This window comes from Desulfotomaculum sp., assembly GCF_982386235.1.
In genome coordinates, this window is sequence record NZ_CEVWQM010000020.1 from 1 (window position 1) to 18,251 (window position 18,251).

Here is an 18,251-nt window from a genome sequence, read left to right on the forward strand (position 1 = left end):
GTCCAAAGGTTTCACTGAAGACAGCGGACTCAATGTTGGAGATTTCGGCAATGATCTCACTGAAACCAGAGGTCAGGTTGCTAATTTCGGTCAGGATGCCACCAACAGCGGTCTCGATGAAAGAGATTTCGGATTTGATTTCCGGCAAACCAAAGGTTGGGTTGAAGATTGCAGATTCGATATTGGAAACTTCCGCCTTAATCTCACTGAGTCCAAAGGTTTCACTGAAGACAGCGGACTCAATGTTGGAGATTTCGGCAATGATCTCACTGAAACCAGAGGTCAGGTTGCTAATTTCGGTCAGGATGCCACCAACAGCGGTCTCGATAAAAGAGATTTCAGATTTGATTTCCTCTAAGCCAAAGGTTGGGCTAAATACAGCAGATTCAATGGCAGAGATTTCTGATTTAATATCCGATAACAAAGCACCTGGGCATTCAACATTAAGTGTGCTTACAATGGAGAGTATTTCGGATACTTCGGATTTAATTTCTTCCAGACCAAAGGTGGGGTTGAAGACTGCGGATTCGATATTGGAAATCTCAGCCTTAATCTCACTAAGCCCAAAGGATGGGTTGTTAATCTCGGTCAGGATGCCACCGATAATGCTCTCGATGAAGGAGATTTCAGACTTAATTTCTGGCAGACCAAAGGTTGGATTAAAGATACCATTCTCGATGTTTCTTATTTCACGCTTAATTTCTGGTAAACCAAAGGTGGGACTAAATACGCCCCTTTCGATGTTGCGTACTTCTCGTTTAATTTCCTGTAAGCCAAAGGTTGGACTGAAGATGGCACATTCAATATTTCTAATTTCCCTTTTAATTTCCTGTAAGCCAAATTTCCTGTGATTTAACAAGCAGAAAATAAGTTTTAGCTTAATACAGGTAAAAATAAAGCACTTTAACAATTTGTCATCATGGGGGGGTTGTGGTTTGCAAGGATTATGAGGTTTACAGGGATTATGGGGGGTACAGGAATCATTCCATGCTCCATCATTGCAGCCACAGTGGCTGCCAAAATCATCAAAATCACCAAAATCATTGGACCCTGCCCAATCGAGCATATTACCCCAATCCTGTGCATTCCCCCAATCGTCCCCAAAGCCTAAGGATTGTTCTAATTTACTTAGGCTACTGGATAGATCTTCAATGATTTGCTCTGCAATGTCATCGGGCAAACCATTTGGGTAGGACTTAAGCACATGGTCGGGAATATCACCGGTTAAATCTTGGGCGGAATAATTTGGGACCTTATCAAGCATGGATTCAACCATTGTTTTGATATGTTTCTTGAACTCCGTTTGATTCATTATAAAAAGTACCTCCTTTCCGTATTCATGTTAATTTATTCCACTAACCTGGAATCCGTTACACCATAAACTAAAAAAACACCCGAAGCGGGTGTTTTTCTAGTTTAATTTTTATGCGATGGGAACCTGCTGTTTTTGTAAAATTTTCAAAATCACGGTTATCGTCATTTTTTCTTCTACTTCTTTGAAAAATTTTTCTTCAAAGGGAAGATTCATACCACAGGGGCGTTGGCGATTTAGATATTCGGTGTAATCTAAGACCCTTGCACTAATTAATTCACAGTAAGGTAGTTCATTAAAGAATTCTTGACTTACCTGATTGTATTCAGAAAAATCGCCGGAAAGTAAATGATCTTTTTCGGCAAAGCCAGGGCCGGATAGTTGTTCGGTGCGGAAGAACTCAAATTCTTGTGTCGTATTTGTTAGCAAAGTAGCTGGTGGTGTTGTAAAGGTAACCGATGTCATACAACTAAAGGGAACATCCACGGTGCAGTGACGAAGGTCACCACATACTCCTTCGTGATTTGAGCAAAGGCGGGTAGAATAATCGATGTTTTTACGGACAAATCCTTTAATGGAAAGCATGGCGGGACCAGTGATGGCACCCGTGCCATTGGGATCTTGCAACAGCAAGCATTGAGTAACCTTTACCTTGTGCTTGATGAATTTTACTTCCAGCGCTGGTTCCGGTAATTTAATGATGGAGTTTACTGGAATAGTAATTTGCAATTCGGACAAAACCACGGGAATTTTTACAGTAACAGGTAATGTAGCAACAGGTATGGTTATAGAAGGAAATGTACTGGAACATTGACATTGTGTTCCACCAGTAACAATTTTACTGGGTTTAAAGGGTGGGCAGCATCCTGACATATTATCAAACCTCCTTTTATATGATACTGCATGTTATTCAACATAGGTAAGGTTTGATACAAAAAATTGGAAGAGGAGCCAAAAAAACTAATTTTAGGAAGATAATCTCTTATCAACCATGCTTTTTTAACAAACCCCTATAAACTAGTTTCACAAAGCACGACATCAGCTTTAAGGGTACCTTAGGCTGAAGGTTGATAACTAAAGTATAAATACAATTTTTTTAATATAAAATTTAAAATTGGTAACATATTCCTATTAAGTTAAATACTATATGGTAAGAAATGTAAAACAAAATAACCAGGGACTAAATCCCTGGTTACGTCTTGAAAAAACCTTGGCTGTCTGATTAATTGCTAGGGAGTACCATTGGTAATGGGTACTTGTTGATTTTGCAGTACTTTAAGAGTAATGTAGAGAACCATCTTTTCTTCCACTTGGGAAAATTCTTTTTCTTCAAAGGGAATGGTGGTATTTGGTCTCGTGCGGTTAAGGTACTCATCATACTCAACAATTCTTGCATTGATCAGTTCGCAATAGGGTAATTCTGTAAAGAATTCTTCACTAACTTGGTTATACTCTGAGAAATCACCGGAAAGAAGATGGTCTTTTTCGGCAAAGCCCGCATTACGGGGTAACTTTTCTCTGCGGAAAAATTCAAACTCATCCCGGGTATTGGCAATGGGGGCTTGGGGTGGTGTAGTAAAGGGAATGGTTGTTGTGCAACTGTAAGGCACATCAACTGTGCAGTGACGGATATCGCCGCAAACCCCTTCAGCGTTGGAGCAGGACCGGGTAGCATAATCAATGTTCTTACGTACAAAGCCCTTAAGGAATAAGGTTCCTGTGGTGGTTTCTACTGGAACGCCGCCCACGGTGGGTTCTTGCAGCAGCAGGCATTGGGTTACTTTTACACGCTTCTTAATATTTTTGATTTCCAGTGCTGGTTCCGGTAAAGTGATGACGGAATCCAGATTTACCTTTACAGTTATCTCTGATATTACCACAGGAATTTTAACTGTAACAGGCAAAGTAGCAACTGGTATGGATACGGCTGGAAATGTACTGGCACAGGTTGGCTGGGAGCCACCGCCAATTACTTTAACACATGCTTGCTTACAAAAAGCATCATTATTGGACATGTCTCTAATCCCCCTTAATGTTTTATAGTGCATGGTATTCAAATCAAACCAATGGTGTTACATTATGGGAAAAAATCAAGAAAAATTTGTTCTGCAAGCTATTTTCTGTTAACTATGGTTCATGTGTAATCCTTGGGGCAATCCTTTGTGGTATTTGCAAATCCATCGTTATCCAAAAATTCCTCCATTGCCTGCTGTAACTTTACGATATTATCCAATTCGCAATGAATATTATCTTCGGAGTTCCCCTGTTGAACGGAGTCCTCTTCGATTATGGAAACCTCCTCAGATTCTATCCCCTCAGATTCTTCCTTCATCATTTCATCGTCTTGGTCTACCGTTTTTGGAGGTACGATGGGGGGCGGCGGTGGTTGAAAGGGAGAAAGCAAAACCTGTTGATTTTGCAGTAGTTTAAGGGTTAGGTTAAGAACCATTTTTTCCTCGATTTGTTCAAATTCCTTCTCTCCGATAAGGGCTTCTTCATTATCAGGGTGGGATCCCTCAATAAATTCATCGTATTCGAGTATCTTGGCACTGATCATTTCACAATAAGGCAATTCGTTAAAATGTTCCATGCTAATTTGGTTAAATTCACTCATATCTCCGGAAAGAAGTTGGTCCTTTTCAGAAAAACCCTTGCCTTGTAATTTTTCTTTACGACTAAACTGGAACTGACTAACACTATTTTCCAGTATCGGTAAAGGTAAGGTTTGATAGGTAACAGTAGTTACACAGTTAAAAGGAACGTCCACCGTACAATGACGGATATCGCCACAAACACCTTCAGAGTTCGTACATTGTGAAGTTGCATAGTCAATATTTTTGCGGATAAAGCCCTTTATGAAGAGGTTACCTGGATTGGTAACCGTTCCAGGTTCCTGGAGCAGTAAACATTGGGTCAGCTTTACATTTTTCTTAATTTCTTTTATTTCTAAGGCGGACTCAGGAAGTTTGATCGTGGAATTTAAAAATAACTGTATCTGAAACTCTGATAAAACCACCGGGATTTTAGCTTTAAATGGGCCAACAATTGGTAAGAGATTACCGCTAAATATCTCACTGGTACAATTATTTAAAATTTGACCAGTGACCTTAGCACATTTTTGGAGATTAGACGATTCTTTTTTGTGTGGAAAGATTTCTGTTTTTGTTACTTTAGATTCAGCTAAAGGGGCCACGGCCTTCTCAGGATCGTCAAATATTGCAAGGGCTTTAATTTCTTGAGTTATTTCTAGGGGTTCTTCTTTTATTTCTAAGGAGTCCTCTTTTTTAGGTAAAACATCTTTAATTTTATCGAAGGTCTCTGCCTTTATCCATTTTGCGGAGATAATATCGAGTTGAGATAATTCCTCCAAATCAACACGGATATCATCCATGATTTCTGGTTCAAGAATTTGATAAATGTCCTCATCCGGGACAAAGGCTTGAGTGATCTGTGAATCACGAGATTCATCTTCAAAGGCATCTTCCTGGTTCCTCTGGCTTGGCATAATGTCCTCTTTAAGGACTTCCTCTTTAAGGACTTCAATCGTTTCACTTTCCTTTTCATCATTAGGGCTGCTATAAAAGGAGCTATTTTGTATGTTTGGGTTTACCTGGACTAATAATTTTTCAAATTCCTTTAGTATTTCTTTATTTGTATATTGACTTCTACCAGGTAGGAAGAAGTTTTTAAAATCAAACATGTCTATCCTCCTCCAACTTTTTATAACATGCTATTCAAGACTGTTTGAACAGGTTATTGAAAATCTTTAAAAATTAAGATTATTGTCAATTACTTTTTAAATACTATCGTTGCAAAAATGAAGCTGACGATACCGGCAGCTTCATTTTTTTGCAATTATTATAGTTGACCCTGGAAGTAAATGTTAAGTGTGATAGCACTGGCAGCATTTACGGCACTGTAATATAACCGTGCATATTTTAGGAAAGTAGTATTGACAAAGGTTTGCATGCTGTTTTGGTTAATGGTGGTGTTGCTTACATCATCAATCCAATGAATGTTGTCGGGGCTTATTTGCAGTTTAACCAGTGCCTGGGCGTTTTCCTCAAGGGAAGCATTAATCACCCCGTAGGTCCAGGCATTGACCGTAAAGATATTTGTTTCAGCGATGGGACCGCCGTTTACATCCGCGTTATCTGCCACCACGATAATTACTTCGGTGGTACCGATAGCTGTATTAACTGAACCAGTTACCAACAATCCGCCCGCAGGAGGTGTAATGGCTAACCCATCAGCAGAGGCTGTGACGGTGAGTCCATGGGCAGGTGCGGTGATGGCCAGCCCCGTTGAGGTGATGGCTAAACCGCTCGCAGGAGGTGTAATGGCTAAACCATCGGCAGAGGCTGTGACGGTGAGACCATTGACAGGTGCCGTGATAGCCAACCCCGTTGAGGTGATAGCTAAACCGTCCGTAGGCGGTGTAATGGCTAAACCAGTTGATGTAATTGTCAGATTACCGCTGGAATCGGTGTTTAATGCGGTATTATTGCCCCCATAAATCTTGATGCGAGCGTAATCCGGATTGTCCTGAAAAATTTTAAAGTTAGGCATATTGTGCTGCCCCCTTTGTTAAATTTTACCTCACCTTAGAATATTTCGGTGGATTGTAGAAAGTTACACTTTTTATGCATATTTTAAAAAAGAATGTTAATTTTAAGGGAGTATTCGCGATGGCAAACCAGATTAGTTTATGCATGATTGTTAAAAATGAGGAAGCAAACATTGGTAGGTGTTTACAAAGTGTAACTGGCGTTGTGGATGAAATGATTATTGTTGATACTGGTTCAACCGATCGGACATTAGAGATTGCAAAGGGATTGGGAGCTAAAATCTTTCACTATGAGTGGAACGATAATTTTAGCGAAGCTAGAAATTATTCACTGGAGCAGGCAAAATCAGACTGGATTTTATTCTTAGATGCAGATGAGGAATTGACGAATGAGAGCAAAGGTAATTTGGAAAAATATGTTGGGGAAGAAAAGTGTGAGGGGTATTTTATTAAAATAATTAATTATATAGGCAAAGAGGGGTGGGTAGAAACCTGCCCTGACTTGGTGTTCCGCCTCTTTAGAAATAAACCGCAGTACCGCTTTCACGGTGCTATTCATGAACAAATTGCCGATGTAATTCTCAAAAATAATAAAACGGCATCCTATCAAATCGCTGAAGGGATTGTAATCAATCATTATGGCTACTTAGATAGTCAAATAGAAGAAAAAAATAAAAAAGAAAGAAATCTAAAAATCATAGAAAAGGAAATGTCAGAAAGCCCAAATAACTACATTTTACAATATCACTATGGGATTGAATTATTTCGTTTAGAGAGGTTTGCAGAGGCTGCAAAGGTCCTCATACAGGTGGCTAACCAAACGGACACCGGTACAATTTACTTCCCTAAGCTGTTAAGATATATCGTTCTTTCTTATTACTCAGCCAAACAGCCGGCAAAGGCCCTGGAGGTAGTGCAGCTTGGCAGCAGATTTTTTCCTCACTATGCGGATCTTTATCATTATGCCGGCCTATGTTGTCTGGACCTAAAACGTTATAAAAAAGCCGCTGAATTTTTCCTGCAGGCTGTGGCCTTGCCGGAACAGCCGCCCCAATTTGCATCCTTTGCCGGGGTCAGGGGCTTCCGTTCCTACTATTATCTCGGTCAAATTGCCGAAAAGTTTTTAAACCTTGAAGAAGCTCTGCAACACTACCTGGCTAGTCTAAGGGATAATCCTCATTTTATCTATTCACTGGAAAGGATTATAAAGATACTAGAGCCCCGTCAAAACCCAGATTACACGAAGGAATGTTTAGAGAAGGTTCTTGATTTCAACAGTACCCAGGCCATGTTGGCACTCTCCAATATTTTTTATGACCAGGGTGCTTATCCGTTATGCCTTGAATTTATTGACCAGGTTATTGCCCGGGGAATTGTCTCAGGGGAAATTATGCTCCGGAAAGCCTTTTGTTTGATTCAAAGGAGAAGGGATCTTGAGGCACTAAGAATTTTAGGGGAGTTTACCCCGGAAAGCCCTCTTTACCACCTGGTTAAATTTAATGAGTTATTTTGTTATTGGGTTCAAGGTAAGAAAAAAAAGGTTCGCGGGATAGCGGATACTTTCCTAAGCATGGGACTTTCGGAGGATACAGAAAGCATTCTTAAATTGATGTTGAAATGCCAAGAGAAGAGAAAGACAGCACGAAAAATTCATATTGGGACGGATGGCGTTGCTCTGCTGTTGGACATTGTTAAGAGACTGCTTGATTTAGGGCAAATTGAAAGGGCTTCTGAGATGCTGGCCGGAGTTGTTCCCAGATGCCTGGAGGATAAGAAACGGGATTTTATTCTAATTTTCTATGAATATGGTTACCATGAAAAAGCGGTTGAATTAATTGAGGAGCATTTAGAACTTGAACCCACAGGAGAGGGACATTTTCTTCTGGCTGAGATATACAGCAAGCAAGAACGTTACGTTGAGGCCGAGCTGCATTACCGCTATGCATTAGAAATGGAGCCGGACGTACCCCATTATTATATGAAGCAAATTGAGTTTTACGAGCAGTGGAGGAAGGTTCTAAGGACAAATTCTTCGGATAATAACGAGGGTATAGCGGATGGAGGGGCATTTAAACATGAGTGAAATGACCATAAGTTTAGCTATGATCGTTAAAAATGAGTCCTCCCGTCTGAGTACCTGCCTGGAAAGTGTCAAAGCTCTAGTTGATGAAATTGTTATAGTGGATACTGGCTCTACCGATGATACCCCTCAGATCGCATACCAATATACTGAGAAGGTATACTTTTATGCGTGGCAGGGGGATTTTGGTGCTGCCCGTAACTATGCCATTTCCCAAGCATCCGGTGACTGGATCCTTTCCCTTGATGCAGATGAGGCATTGATTTGTGATTTTGTTAACCTTAGGGATTTAATCAGAAGTGACAAAAATGTTGAAGCATACATGGTACCCCTTGAACATCCAATTAACGAACAAACCGGGGAATTCAATAACTTTCTAGTTCTTCGCTTGTTTAGGCGGAAAGCGGATTATTATTTTATGGGCAGGATTCATGAACAGATCGTTGTTAACAACCCGGAGGTAGTAGCCGTAGCAGAGGGCATAAAGATTAAACACGGGATGCTATCGTCAAAGGAACGCAACAAGAAGAAGAGACGAAACCTGATCGCATTAAGGAATGAAAGTAGCCATGATCCCGAGAATTCATTTGTTAATTATTATCTGGGTGTGGAGTGGCTAGGTCTAGGCAAACCAAACCTGGCTCTACCATATCTGGAAAAAGCTTATAGAGATTTAACGGATGATTCCATTATGTTTAAGTCAGCCGCCTTGCGCTATTTACTGACCTGTCTGAACCTAATGAAGGAGTTTGACAAAGTCATCATCCTGGGTCAGGCAGCAGCGTTACGTTACAAGGGCTATCCAGATGTTTATTACCTGACCGGCTGTGCCTTGGAGGAAAAGGAAGAATATAAACTGGCCATTAAATGGTTTAAGCAAGCTACCCAATGTGATGCACCGGCAGCACTTTTTAGTCACCAACAGGGTACAAATGATTTTTTAGCCTATTATCATTTAGGCTTTTGTCACGAAAAAATTAATAGCATGCAAGGTGCCGAACAGTGTTACGAGCAAGCAATCAATCACAATAACCAGTATCACTATCCGAGCAACGGCTTGTTTCTGGTTAAACTTTATCGATGCGGTTGGAACGATACATTACAATACTTCAGAGAAAAAAACTTCTTTAATAATCCTCGCATAGCCCTAACAGTGGCTGAGCTCTTTAATAGAATGAAATTACCCCAGTATGCCAAACAGTGTTTAGTGGAGATGAAGGATCAGTTTGAACCAACCATTGAACTTCTATACGGCCTGGGAAAGTACCATATTTTATCTGGCGACATAAAGCAAGGCCTAGACTTTATGGAACAAGTGCCCGATGAGAGTGACCTTTACCTTGAGGCCAAAACATATATGGCACTGGGGTTACTCTTAAAGGGGAATTACCACTTGGCTAGGACGATGAGTTTAGAGCTTTGGAGGAAAAAAGAGCATCGATTTGCTGCCAGGGTGCTTAATCATTTGAGTCAGTTTGTTCATAGGGGTTTGCCCTTTGACAATTATCTGAAATATGAAAAGGAAGATGTCATCACCTTTTATCTAAAATTACTTGCTATCTGCCATGACTATCTGCCGGACTATCCCAGCAGGGATGTTTCTCAGATACACAATCTTTTGACAACATTGCAAAGGGCGGTAACCTTTCTTCCTGGGGGCGGCCACAGACTGAATCGTTACTACTTAGAAAAAATGAATGAAATAAAAGGGTTTGTTGATTATAAGTTTTAAAGTTGGTGAATGGCAAATTGTCAGGAAAAACCGTGAGTCTGTGTTTGATCGTAAAAAATGAAAGAGAACGTTTACTCAATTGTATTAATAGTGCGAGACAAATTGTTAATGAGGTTGTCGTGGTAGATACGGGCTCCACAGATGACACCGTTGGGATTGCCAGGGCAGCAGGGGCCAGGGTATTTAGCTATGCCTGGCAGGGTAACTTTTCTGATGCGAGAAACTATGCTTTGGAGCAGGCTACAGGCCAGTGGATACTGGTACTGGATGCAGATGAGGTTCTGGCACCGCTGGACGTGAATTACTTTAATAAGCTGCTTGCCGCTGATCAGGTTGAAGGTTACTTCGTTTCGATTCAAAGTTATCAGGGCGATGGCGGAGAGATTATGACGGACAATGTTGTCAGACTCTTTAAAAACAACCCCTTATACCGATTTAGCGGTGCTATTCATGAACAGGTGGCACCGTCCATTCTCAAAGAAACGGCTGGAAAGGGTCTGCGGGCCTGCTCCCTCCTTATTAACCATTTCGGCTATCTTGATATTGAAATCAAAAAGAAGGAAAAATTTAAACGTAATACCTTCATTATTATCAAAGAGCTGGAAAAAAGCCCCGCTGATCCCTTTCTTTTATATTCTCTGGCCTTGGAATATTTTCAGCGGGGTTTGATAGCCGAGGGTGTTAAATGTTTGGAAAAAGCTCTCCCACAAATGAATGGATCAGAGGGCTATTACCAGGATGTTATCGTTGCCACGGCTAACGGTTTATTAAATCTTGGCCAATTGGATCCATTATTTAGGTTCCTAGAGGAGTTTTTGAAGGTATTTCCCAATCACCAACAGTTGCTGATATGCAGGGGTCTGGGGCAGCTGCAGGCGCAGCAGTATGCTCAGGCTACCGAAGATTTAGTAAGGTCCTTGGGAGAAGACGAAGGTAAATTTCTGCCAAGGCATCAACATCTATGTCTGGTTGGTGATGTTTTGATGTCTTTGGGGCATGTTGATAAAGCGGTGGAACTGTATCTAGCTTCATTAAAGCATGAAAGTGGGTATATCTATCCCTTAATTAAAATTGTCGATTTACTTGGGTGTGCTTATCCGTTAATTGACGAGAAATTGAGCAGAGTAATGTCCGTAAACCGATTGGATCGTTTATGGAGACAGTTATTAAAGGAGCAAAAACCTTCTTATGCAATTGTCATTATTTTTTTAGAGATTGGTTTATTGTTGAAAAAGCCTGATCCAGAATTTATGCCGAGCCAATTAGTACTTGAATTATATCAATTCGTTCATTTTGAGCCTTTTCTTAAGAGGGCATCCTTTAACTATTTATGTGTTTCGGTTAGACAGTTATATTATTATTCTTTAATGTTGGAAAAGGGCTATGCTGATTTTCCAATAAATGATCGAGTAAGCAAGTTAATGAAGGAATTAATGATTCTGTTTGTCAAGGATTACTGCCCAAGGGCTGCTGCCAAAGGTTTAAATGTCTTGGGCTGGAGTGCGTTAGGGGGGGCTGGTGCTGAAAAAGAGAGTATTGATCGGTAGTCCGATAAAACAGAAGAAAGCAATTTTGCAAGAATTTCTACATTCTTTAGAGAAGCTGGAAAGGCGTGGTCTGCAGCTTGATTTTGTTTTTATTGATGATAACAACGACCATAATTTATTGGAGCAATTTGCAAGAAAAAGGGATCATGTTTTGATTTTAAAAAATGATGGAAAGGATTTATATGTATGTGATGAAAAGACCCATCAATGGAATGAACAATTAATCTGGAAGGTAGCCTCATTTAAAAACACTTTCATCGATATGGCCATTAAGGAAGGGTATGATTATTTATTTCTTGTTGATTCAGATTTGTACCTGCAGCCTAAAACCATACGTCATCTAGTCAGCCTAAATAAGGATATTGTTTCCGAGGTCTTTTGGACTACTTGGGAACCGGAATTAGCACCCATGCCACAGGTATGGGTAGCGGATCAATACAAACTTTTTGATTCGAAAAGGGGGGAGCCCCTGGACGAAGAAGAAGTTAAAAAACGAATGATGGCGTTTATTGAGCTGTTGCAAAGGCCAGGGACCTATAAAGTTGGTGGCTTGGGAGCATGTACTTTAATTAGCAGGCAGGCCTTATTAAAAGGGGTTTCTTTTAATGAAATATACAATATCAGCCTCTGGGGCGAGGATCGGCATTTTTGTGTCAGAGCAGCGGCTTTAGGCCTGGAACTCTATGCAGATACTTTTTATCCGCCCTTTCATATCTATCGAGAATCAGAGCTGGCAGAGCTTAAAATGTATAAGAGAAAGATGGGTTTAATCAGGAAAAAAAAGCAAAGTCAGAAGGACACCGGGCAGGGAAAGGGCGACAAAATCACACTGGCCATGTTAGTACGCAATGAATCTGGCCGGTTTTTAGCGCAAGTTTTAGCTCAGGCCAGGCAATACATTGATAATGCAGTAATTCTGGATGATGCCAGCGAAGATAATACCATTGAGGAGTGCAAGCAGGCATTGGAGGGGATACCCCTGACGGTGGTTTCTAACCCGGTTTCAGGTTTTGATAATGAAGTAAGTCTCAGAAAACAGCTTTGGCAAATGGCCGTTGGGACGAAGCCAGATTGGATTCTAATACTGGATGCGGATGAGGTTTTTGAAGCCAGTGCCCCTGCAATATTAAAAAATTTAGCTAAAAGGAAAGATGTTTACTGGTATTCCTTTCGTCTTTTTGATATGTGGACGGAGCGTCATTATCGGGAAGACAGACACTGGTGTGCCCACCAATTCTTTCGTCCCTTGATGGTTCGCTATATACCAGGCCATGACTACCGGTGGCATGAAGCACCCCTTCACTGTGGCAGGTTCCCCCTTAATATAAGTGGTATGAATGGAGAGAACCACCCCTTGAGAATTAAACACCTGGGGTGGCTGAAACCAGAAGACCGCCTGGCTAAGTATTATCGCTATAAAAAATTGGACCCACAAAGCAGATATGGCATAGCAGAGCAGTATGAGTCCATATTGGATCCCTGCCCAAACCTTGTAGAATGGGTGGAGGAAAAACAAAGATGAAGAATTCCTGAAATTTTAAGTTATTACACAAAATATGCCTTTCTAACATAACGTATATAAAAGGACATGAGGTGTAGTCCCGATGTCTATTTATAACATGGGTGCCATTAAGGATACCTTTGTATTTAATGATAAATTGGCAAAGCCCCAGTGTCATTCGCCGTATCTGCCTGTTGGGAAAATCCGTTCAGGATTTATTAAAGATACAAATTATATTTCCTATGTTTTTTTTGATCTTGCGGAAGTACCTGAAAACCAAGGGATTTCTAAAGCTGCATTATATTTTTATTTTTTTGACCCACCTTTTCTGGGGTTACCGCCAGAATATCTAGGTATTCAATTATTGGCTGGACCATTTAAAGACTGTGGTACTGATTTTTATAATAGGCCGCCGATCATACCTGGAACTTTAAGGATAATACCCATTCATCACAAAGCGAATTGCTTGGTCATACCAGTTACAGATTTTGTTAAAGCCTATCGAACAGGTCGAGTTAAGAACTTCGGTTTTGCACTGGTACCCGTACATAAGGGTACGAACGGCGTTTTACTTTTCCATGGTTCCGATGGAAATGATAAACTAAAACAACCTTTACTAAAAATAAAAACCTTTACTGGTAATCCTTCTAATAAGATAAACTGGGAGAAGGTCTATGCTGTAAAGGAACAGGCAACCTATTCAAGCACAGTGGAGGTCTGGAATTACTCTGTTTTTAGTTTTATTGTTAAAAACATTGGCTCAGAGAATGTACTGATAAAACTACAGGATAGTCCTGACAACGAGACTTTCATTGATGAAGAGCCTGAAATTGAGTTGGTTCCGGGACAATCGAAGGTCGTGGTTAGCAATTTTTTTACTCGTTATCTAAGGCTTACGTTTCGCTTAAAGGTTGATAAATGTGCCGAAGGATCAATTAGGATTTGGGCACAGGGCAGACAATAAAATGTAAAAGTGCTGTTAAATTGTGCCTGGGGAATTTGTCTGGCATTAATTGTAAAAACAACTTTTAAACTTAAAGGAAAGCAACAGGAAGCTGGTACATAAAAATTGTACCGGCTTCCTGTTGCTTTTCCACCAGGGGTGGTTAGCCCCGCTCAACTGCTTTTTTCAGTGCATCATAATGTTCTTGTACATAACTTTGTGATACGCCACTGCCGTGGGGCTTGCTATTATGTAAATACATATCAAAGTGTCCAGTGACCTCATTGTCTTGAATATTTTCGATGGTTGTATGAGGCATGCCAGAGAGGGAAGCTGCAATATTTTTGCCATCAATATGAATGCAAACTGGTCTGGGTGTCCAAGTCCAAGTGTTAAAAAGACTTAGCATGATCTCCGTGTCCTCTTTAGTTAGGGGCTCCACATCACAATGATTGCTTCCCCCTAATACTTTAAGCTTTAAAACCTTCCCGGTTGCTATATCTGTAATAGAAAAGGTTCGGTTTGGTTTAAGGATATGAATGCCCTCCTCAAACCAATCAACTAATTGACCGTAACGGGCAGAAGAATTTTCCTCTAAGGCATCGCTGCGGTTGATATCGCTACCACGGGATACCGTGCCCTTTAAAACTAGTGTTTGTCCTGCATAGATAAGATCACCCTTGAGATTGTTTAACTGACGCAGGTTTTCAACGCTAAGACCGTGTTTATTTGCTATCAGCCCTAGGGTATCCCCTGGTAACACCGTATAAAGGGTATTATTTGGGCGGTAAGCTGCAACGGTAGAAGCAGGCTCAGGCTTTTCCTGGGTTATCGCCGGGGAAGTGAGAGGAAGCCAGCCATTCTGGTTGGTATTATTCGTGGTGGGTTGTATTTTTTCCTTTGCCACTGGTTGCTGGGCACCTGAAATTTCATCAAGATAAAGAACTTGTCCCACGGTAAGAGAGTCATTTTTTAAATTGTTTAAGGCTTTTATTTTCTCTACAGAAATACTATAGTTTTGGGATATTTTCCAAAGGGAATCGCCTTCTTTGACGGTATGATTGGAAGCAAAGACAGGGTTTGTGCTTAACAAAAGTGAGAACAGGAGTCCTGGTAAGATATATTTCTTTTTTATCATTTGGCAAACTCCTTTAGGCAATGTTTATATAAAGCTTCATAAATTCTACAGGATGATCCATAAATATCCATTACTACCATTTTAACGATAGGATAATGTTATTTCAAGCAGAAAAAAGTTTCGTTTTTTACTACGGTTTATCAAAGGAGATTTAAATTGAGACAGGATTTTTTATGATGGGTGAGAAATATCTATTTAGAGAACAAGATAAGATAGGTGATAAACAATGAGTAAAAACAAAATTCGCAAAAACCTTACGGATCAAGAAATGTTTGCCGGTTACAAGGAAGAGGCTACCTTTGAAAATACTTGGGAGGATACAATTGTCCATAAACCAAAAATTAAACCTGTCAAGAAAGATTCCGATCAGGAGGGCATGCATTCCTTTTTCACCCCGGAACTTCAAGAACAGGTTGGTAAAGCTTTGTTGGAACTTAAACTAGAGCTTTATAAACAGGGAATTATTGATTATCGGCTGGAGGTAAGCCGGGAGGGCAACTCAGTGGTACTAACGGCCTTCAATGCGGTTGGCAAGCAGAAGAAACCTGAAAAAGCTGTGCCGAAACGTTAAGTTTCGGCACAGCCCCTTTCTCCGTATTCCGTTTACCCTTTGCTTGTGACTGCCCGCCTTGTGTTAATCACTGTTGGGTTGAGGCGGCGATGAAACAAGCGCGTTTAATGCTTAAGCTCTAATGTCCAAACCATTCTATTTTCCATCCCGTTTGAGGAGATTCGTAAACCATACCGCAATCCCAATACTGTTCTCCGTTGATACCATCCCACGCTTCATTGTATCGAAGATCCACCGTTACCCTAAAGACCTTCGTTTTTTTATCGGGCTCCTCTTTAATCCGTTCTGTTTTCAAAATTTTTGCGAATTTCGGGTTATCAAAACTTGACTTTGTTCCAATATTGGCATCTGTTAAAGGCAGTCCGATTCTTTCGTTAAATAACGCATCGTTTGGTATATTGATCGTCAAATTCTCCAGCAGCGTTTTTTTCGAGATGCAGTATTGCGCGGTCTTAGTGTCTTTTCGATCCAGTGCCGCGAAATATTTCTCAATGACCTGTTCCGGCTGTAATTTGGATAACCTTTTTTCGACGCTATCCCTTTCAATCCTGTCCGCAAGCCATTCATAAAGCGTTTGCCCAGTCACTTTTTCAAAGCTGTTGCCTTTCAGACTGCAGGCGTTAAAAGTGCTGTGTCGACCGGCGCTGATGAAAGCGCCGATGATTTTGCCGCCGTTTTTGACGACAATGCCTCTGCAATTCTCTATCGGGTGGAACTCCTGCGGCATAGGCTCATGGATTCGGTAGATTTCTACATCAATGTTGGCGGTGGCGTATCTGTTCATGTCCAGGCCGATATCCTTTGAAAGCTCGTTATTATAGGCAAAATAATATGTACCTGGGTCAAATTCAGATAAAACTTTGATCTTGTTTAACCCATAATTTATCCCGCCAAGCTGATAATCCAGTGTCCAGCCATAGGCATGAAACAGAGCTGCGGCATCGGGGTCATCTATATGGACGGTAATGTTTGCATTCTCCAGAAACGAATCGATATAACGCGCAAAATCGGTCCCTGTTTCGTAAAGGCCGCCGTCTTTTACGATGTAAGCCTTATCATACAGCGTATCGTAGTAAAGCCCGCAGCTATATCCACCGATCTCATTTGACAATTTTATCGTATACTGATTGGTATGATTATTTTCCAAATCATCCTCTTGTGCTGACGTCCGGCTCGTTCGGAGGGTTGTATCAATATATGCCACGATTTTGGTGTCGGTTGTCTCAAACTCGTCTGCCGTCTTAAAACCCTTGTTTTCGGAATGAAACGTAATTTTCACCCTATCATAATCGGTTGCATAGGCTGTTTCCGAAAGCCCTGAAGCACTTTCCGGTAATGAGTTTGGCCGGGTGCCTTGATTTGACGGGTTTTCGAGGGTCGGTTCCATTGGCCTGCTGGCCAAAAGAAAAATGCTGATTGCGACGACAGCCACGGTCGCCGCTGCGCGTATCCAAAACGTGGGCTTTTTATAATGCAGCACATTCTTCACCCTTGCCTTTACTCCCGTTTCGCCAAAAGCCAGCGGGCTGGGAAGCCCGCTTTTTTTAGCCGACAGAGCGAGAAGGGAATGGGAATAATCGCCTCGGATGTCGGAATCATAGCGTTTCATCACACGCTCGTCCGCTGACAGCTCCATGTCCCTCGCCATCAGTGCGTAGGAAACCCAGACGATGGGATTAAACCAATGCGCGCATGTGATCAAAAAGGCCAGCGGCTTGATCAGATAATCAAGGCGTCGGATATGCGTCCGCTCATGTGCTATCACATATTCAAGCTCTTTTTCACCAAGCCCTGTGGGGATATAGATTCTGGGATGCAGAAAGCCCAGCACAAAGGGTGTTTTGATCAGATCGGTTTCGTAAACGTTGTTACTTACCAGGATTGCGGTCATGACCCGTTTTTTCAAACGCAGATAGCTGATCAGCCCATACAGCAACAGCGCAAAAATGCCAGCCAGCCAAAGATACGATCCGATTTCCAGCGCAATTTGAACAGGATTGGCGCTGTTTATGGGGCTTACGGGCGGCAGGGATTTTTCAATAGCGGTATTGACGGCATGATCGACGGCCGGTACCCCGCTTTGGATGGATGGGTTCTGGGAAAAAATGATATCGTGTGGTATGGTTTGTGGTTGCACAGGAACGGCGCTCATCGGCAATTGGATCGAAAAGGGGCAAACAAGCCGAAAGAATACCACCGCCCAAAGCGCATACGAATAGATTTTCGGTGCTTTTCTCAGGGCCGGACGGATCAGGATGACGATCAGCGCGATGAAGCTCGCGCTCAGGCTCATGTTCAGAATTCCGATCAGCAATCCGCTCATTTCGTCGCCTCCTGAATCATTTTCCTGATTTGTTCGGCCTCGTCCCGCGTGAGCTTTTTGTCCTGCAAAAACGCAGCGACAAAGCAGGGTAAAGAGTTGTCGAAGGCCTTTTCGAGTATCTGTTCGCTCTCGTATTTTTGTACCTGTATGCGTTTAACGAGGGCCGTTACAACGGCTTTCTCGTTTTTTAACACACCCCGCTCCGACAGTCGCTTGATAACGGAGTACGTAGTGGATTTTTTCCACCCGAATTTGCTCTGACACAGCTTGACAAGTTCCGTTGAGTTAATCGGCTCTTTCTCCCAGACAATACACATGAAACGGTATTCGGCGTCGAATATTTTTATGTCCCCCATTTGAAGCCCCTCCTTGCAGAGTCGAATGTGTTAGACCTTATTTTGAGTCTGACGCATTCGACCTGTATTTGTCAAGAAAAAAGTTTATTCGGGCAACCTCCTTTATCTCTCTGTATAGACGAAAACGCCTTATTCCCAGAGGATCGCCTGGAAATGAGGTGCTTTCTTTCCGTATTCAGCT

13 protein-coding genes and 1 pseudogene are annotated in these 18,251 nt (G+C 41.5%); 6 read left to right on the plus strand and 8 right to left on the minus strand.

Annotation, left to right across the window (positions count from 1 at the left end; genetic code table 11):
- The 5 genes and pseudogenes from AC1U9Z_RS12365 to AC1U9Z_RS12385 all read right to left on the minus strand — a co-directional run.
- Positions 1–1,312, minus strand: a pseudogene (locus AC1U9Z_RS12365) (hypothetical protein); the annotation flags it as partial.
- Positions 1,313–1,423: 111 nt separating this feature from the next.
- Positions 1,424–2,185, minus strand: coding sequence for a CsxC family protein (locus tag AC1U9Z_RS12370; protein ID WP_333529231.1), 762 nt, complete (start codon positions 2,183–2,185; stop codon positions 1,424–1,426).
- A 356-nt stretch (positions 2,186–2,541) separates the two neighbouring features.
- Positions 2,542–3,327 (minus strand): CsxC family protein, encoded by a 786-nt coding sequence (locus AC1U9Z_RS12375; RefSeq protein WP_333529232.1) that lies wholly within the window; start codon positions 3,325–3,327, stop codon positions 2,542–2,544.
- 119 nt (positions 3,328–3,446) lie between these two features.
- Complete coding sequence (locus tag AC1U9Z_RS12380; protein ID WP_333529233.1) at positions 3,447–5,012, minus strand: CsxC family protein; 1,566 nt, start codon at positions 5,010–5,012, stop codon at positions 3,447–3,449.
- Positions 5,013–5,170: 158 nt separating this feature from the next.
- Positions 5,171–5,881, minus strand: a complete 711-nt coding sequence (locus AC1U9Z_RS12385; RefSeq protein WP_479957586.1) for a DUF6385 domain-containing protein — start codon at positions 5,879–5,881, stop codon at positions 5,171–5,173.
- Positions 5,882–6,000: 119 nt separating this feature from the next.
- Between AC1U9Z_RS12385 and AC1U9Z_RS12390 the strand changes: the two genes are divergently transcribed.
- The 5 genes from AC1U9Z_RS12390 (at position 6,001) to AC1U9Z_RS12410 (ending at position 13,703) form a co-directional block, all read left to right on the plus strand.
- Positions 6,001–7,962 (plus strand): glycosyltransferase, encoded by a 1,962-nt coding sequence (locus AC1U9Z_RS12390; RefSeq protein ID WP_333529235.1) that lies wholly within the window; start codon positions 6,001–6,003, stop codon positions 7,960–7,962.
- On the plus strand, positions 7,955–9,691 hold the full coding sequence (locus tag AC1U9Z_RS12395; protein WP_333529236.1) for a glycosyltransferase: 1,737 nt from the start codon (positions 7,955–7,957) through the stop codon (positions 9,689–9,691). The genes AC1U9Z_RS12390 and AC1U9Z_RS12395 overlap by 8 nt, the downstream gene beginning before the upstream one ends.
- A 17-nt stretch (positions 9,692–9,708) precedes the next feature.
- Positions 9,709–11,238, plus strand: a complete 1,530-nt coding sequence (locus AC1U9Z_RS12400; protein WP_333529237.1) for a glycosyltransferase family 2 protein — start codon at positions 9,709–9,711, stop codon at positions 11,236–11,238.
- Positions 11,213–12,760, plus strand: coding sequence for a glycosyltransferase (locus tag AC1U9Z_RS12405; protein WP_333529282.1), 1,548 nt, complete (start codon positions 11,213–11,215; stop codon positions 12,758–12,760). The genes AC1U9Z_RS12400 and AC1U9Z_RS12405 overlap by 26 nt, the downstream gene beginning before the upstream one ends.
- Positions 12,761–12,842: 82 nt before the next feature.
- Positions 12,843–13,703, plus strand: coding sequence for a DUF6385 domain-containing protein (locus AC1U9Z_RS12410; protein ID WP_333529238.1), 861 nt, complete (start codon positions 12,843–12,845; stop codon positions 13,701–13,703).
- Positions 13,704–13,845: 142 nt separating this feature from the next.
- Here the strand turns inward: AC1U9Z_RS12410 and AC1U9Z_RS12415 are convergent, their stop codons facing one another.
- Positions 13,846–14,820, minus strand: coding sequence for a LysM peptidoglycan-binding domain-containing protein (locus AC1U9Z_RS12415; RefSeq protein ID WP_333529239.1), 975 nt, complete (start codon positions 14,818–14,820; stop codon positions 13,846–13,848).
- A gap of 226 nt (positions 14,821–15,046) precedes the next feature.
- Between AC1U9Z_RS12415 and AC1U9Z_RS12420 the strand changes: the two genes are divergently transcribed.
- Positions 15,047–15,391: a hypothetical protein gene (locus tag AC1U9Z_RS12420; RefSeq protein WP_333529240.1), complete on the plus strand. Its 345-nt coding sequence runs from the start codon at positions 15,047–15,049 to the stop codon at positions 15,389–15,391.
- A 118-nt stretch (positions 15,392–15,509) separates the two neighbouring features.
- Here AC1U9Z_RS12420 and AC1U9Z_RS12425 read toward each other — a convergent pair whose 3' ends face one another.
- Positions 15,510–17,714 carry a M56 family metallopeptidase gene (locus tag AC1U9Z_RS12425; RefSeq protein ID WP_333529241.1) on the minus strand — a complete coding sequence of 735 codons (2,205 nt, stop codon included), beginning with the start codon at positions 17,712–17,714 and terminating at the stop codon, positions 15,510–15,512.
- Positions 17,711–18,070 (minus strand): BlaI/MecI/CopY family transcriptional regulator, encoded by a 360-nt coding sequence (locus tag AC1U9Z_RS12430; RefSeq protein ID WP_333529242.1) that lies wholly within the window; start codon positions 18,068–18,070, stop codon positions 17,711–17,713. The genes AC1U9Z_RS12425 and AC1U9Z_RS12430 overlap by 4 nt, the downstream gene beginning before the upstream one ends.
- Positions 18,071–18,251: the final 181 nt, after the last annotated feature.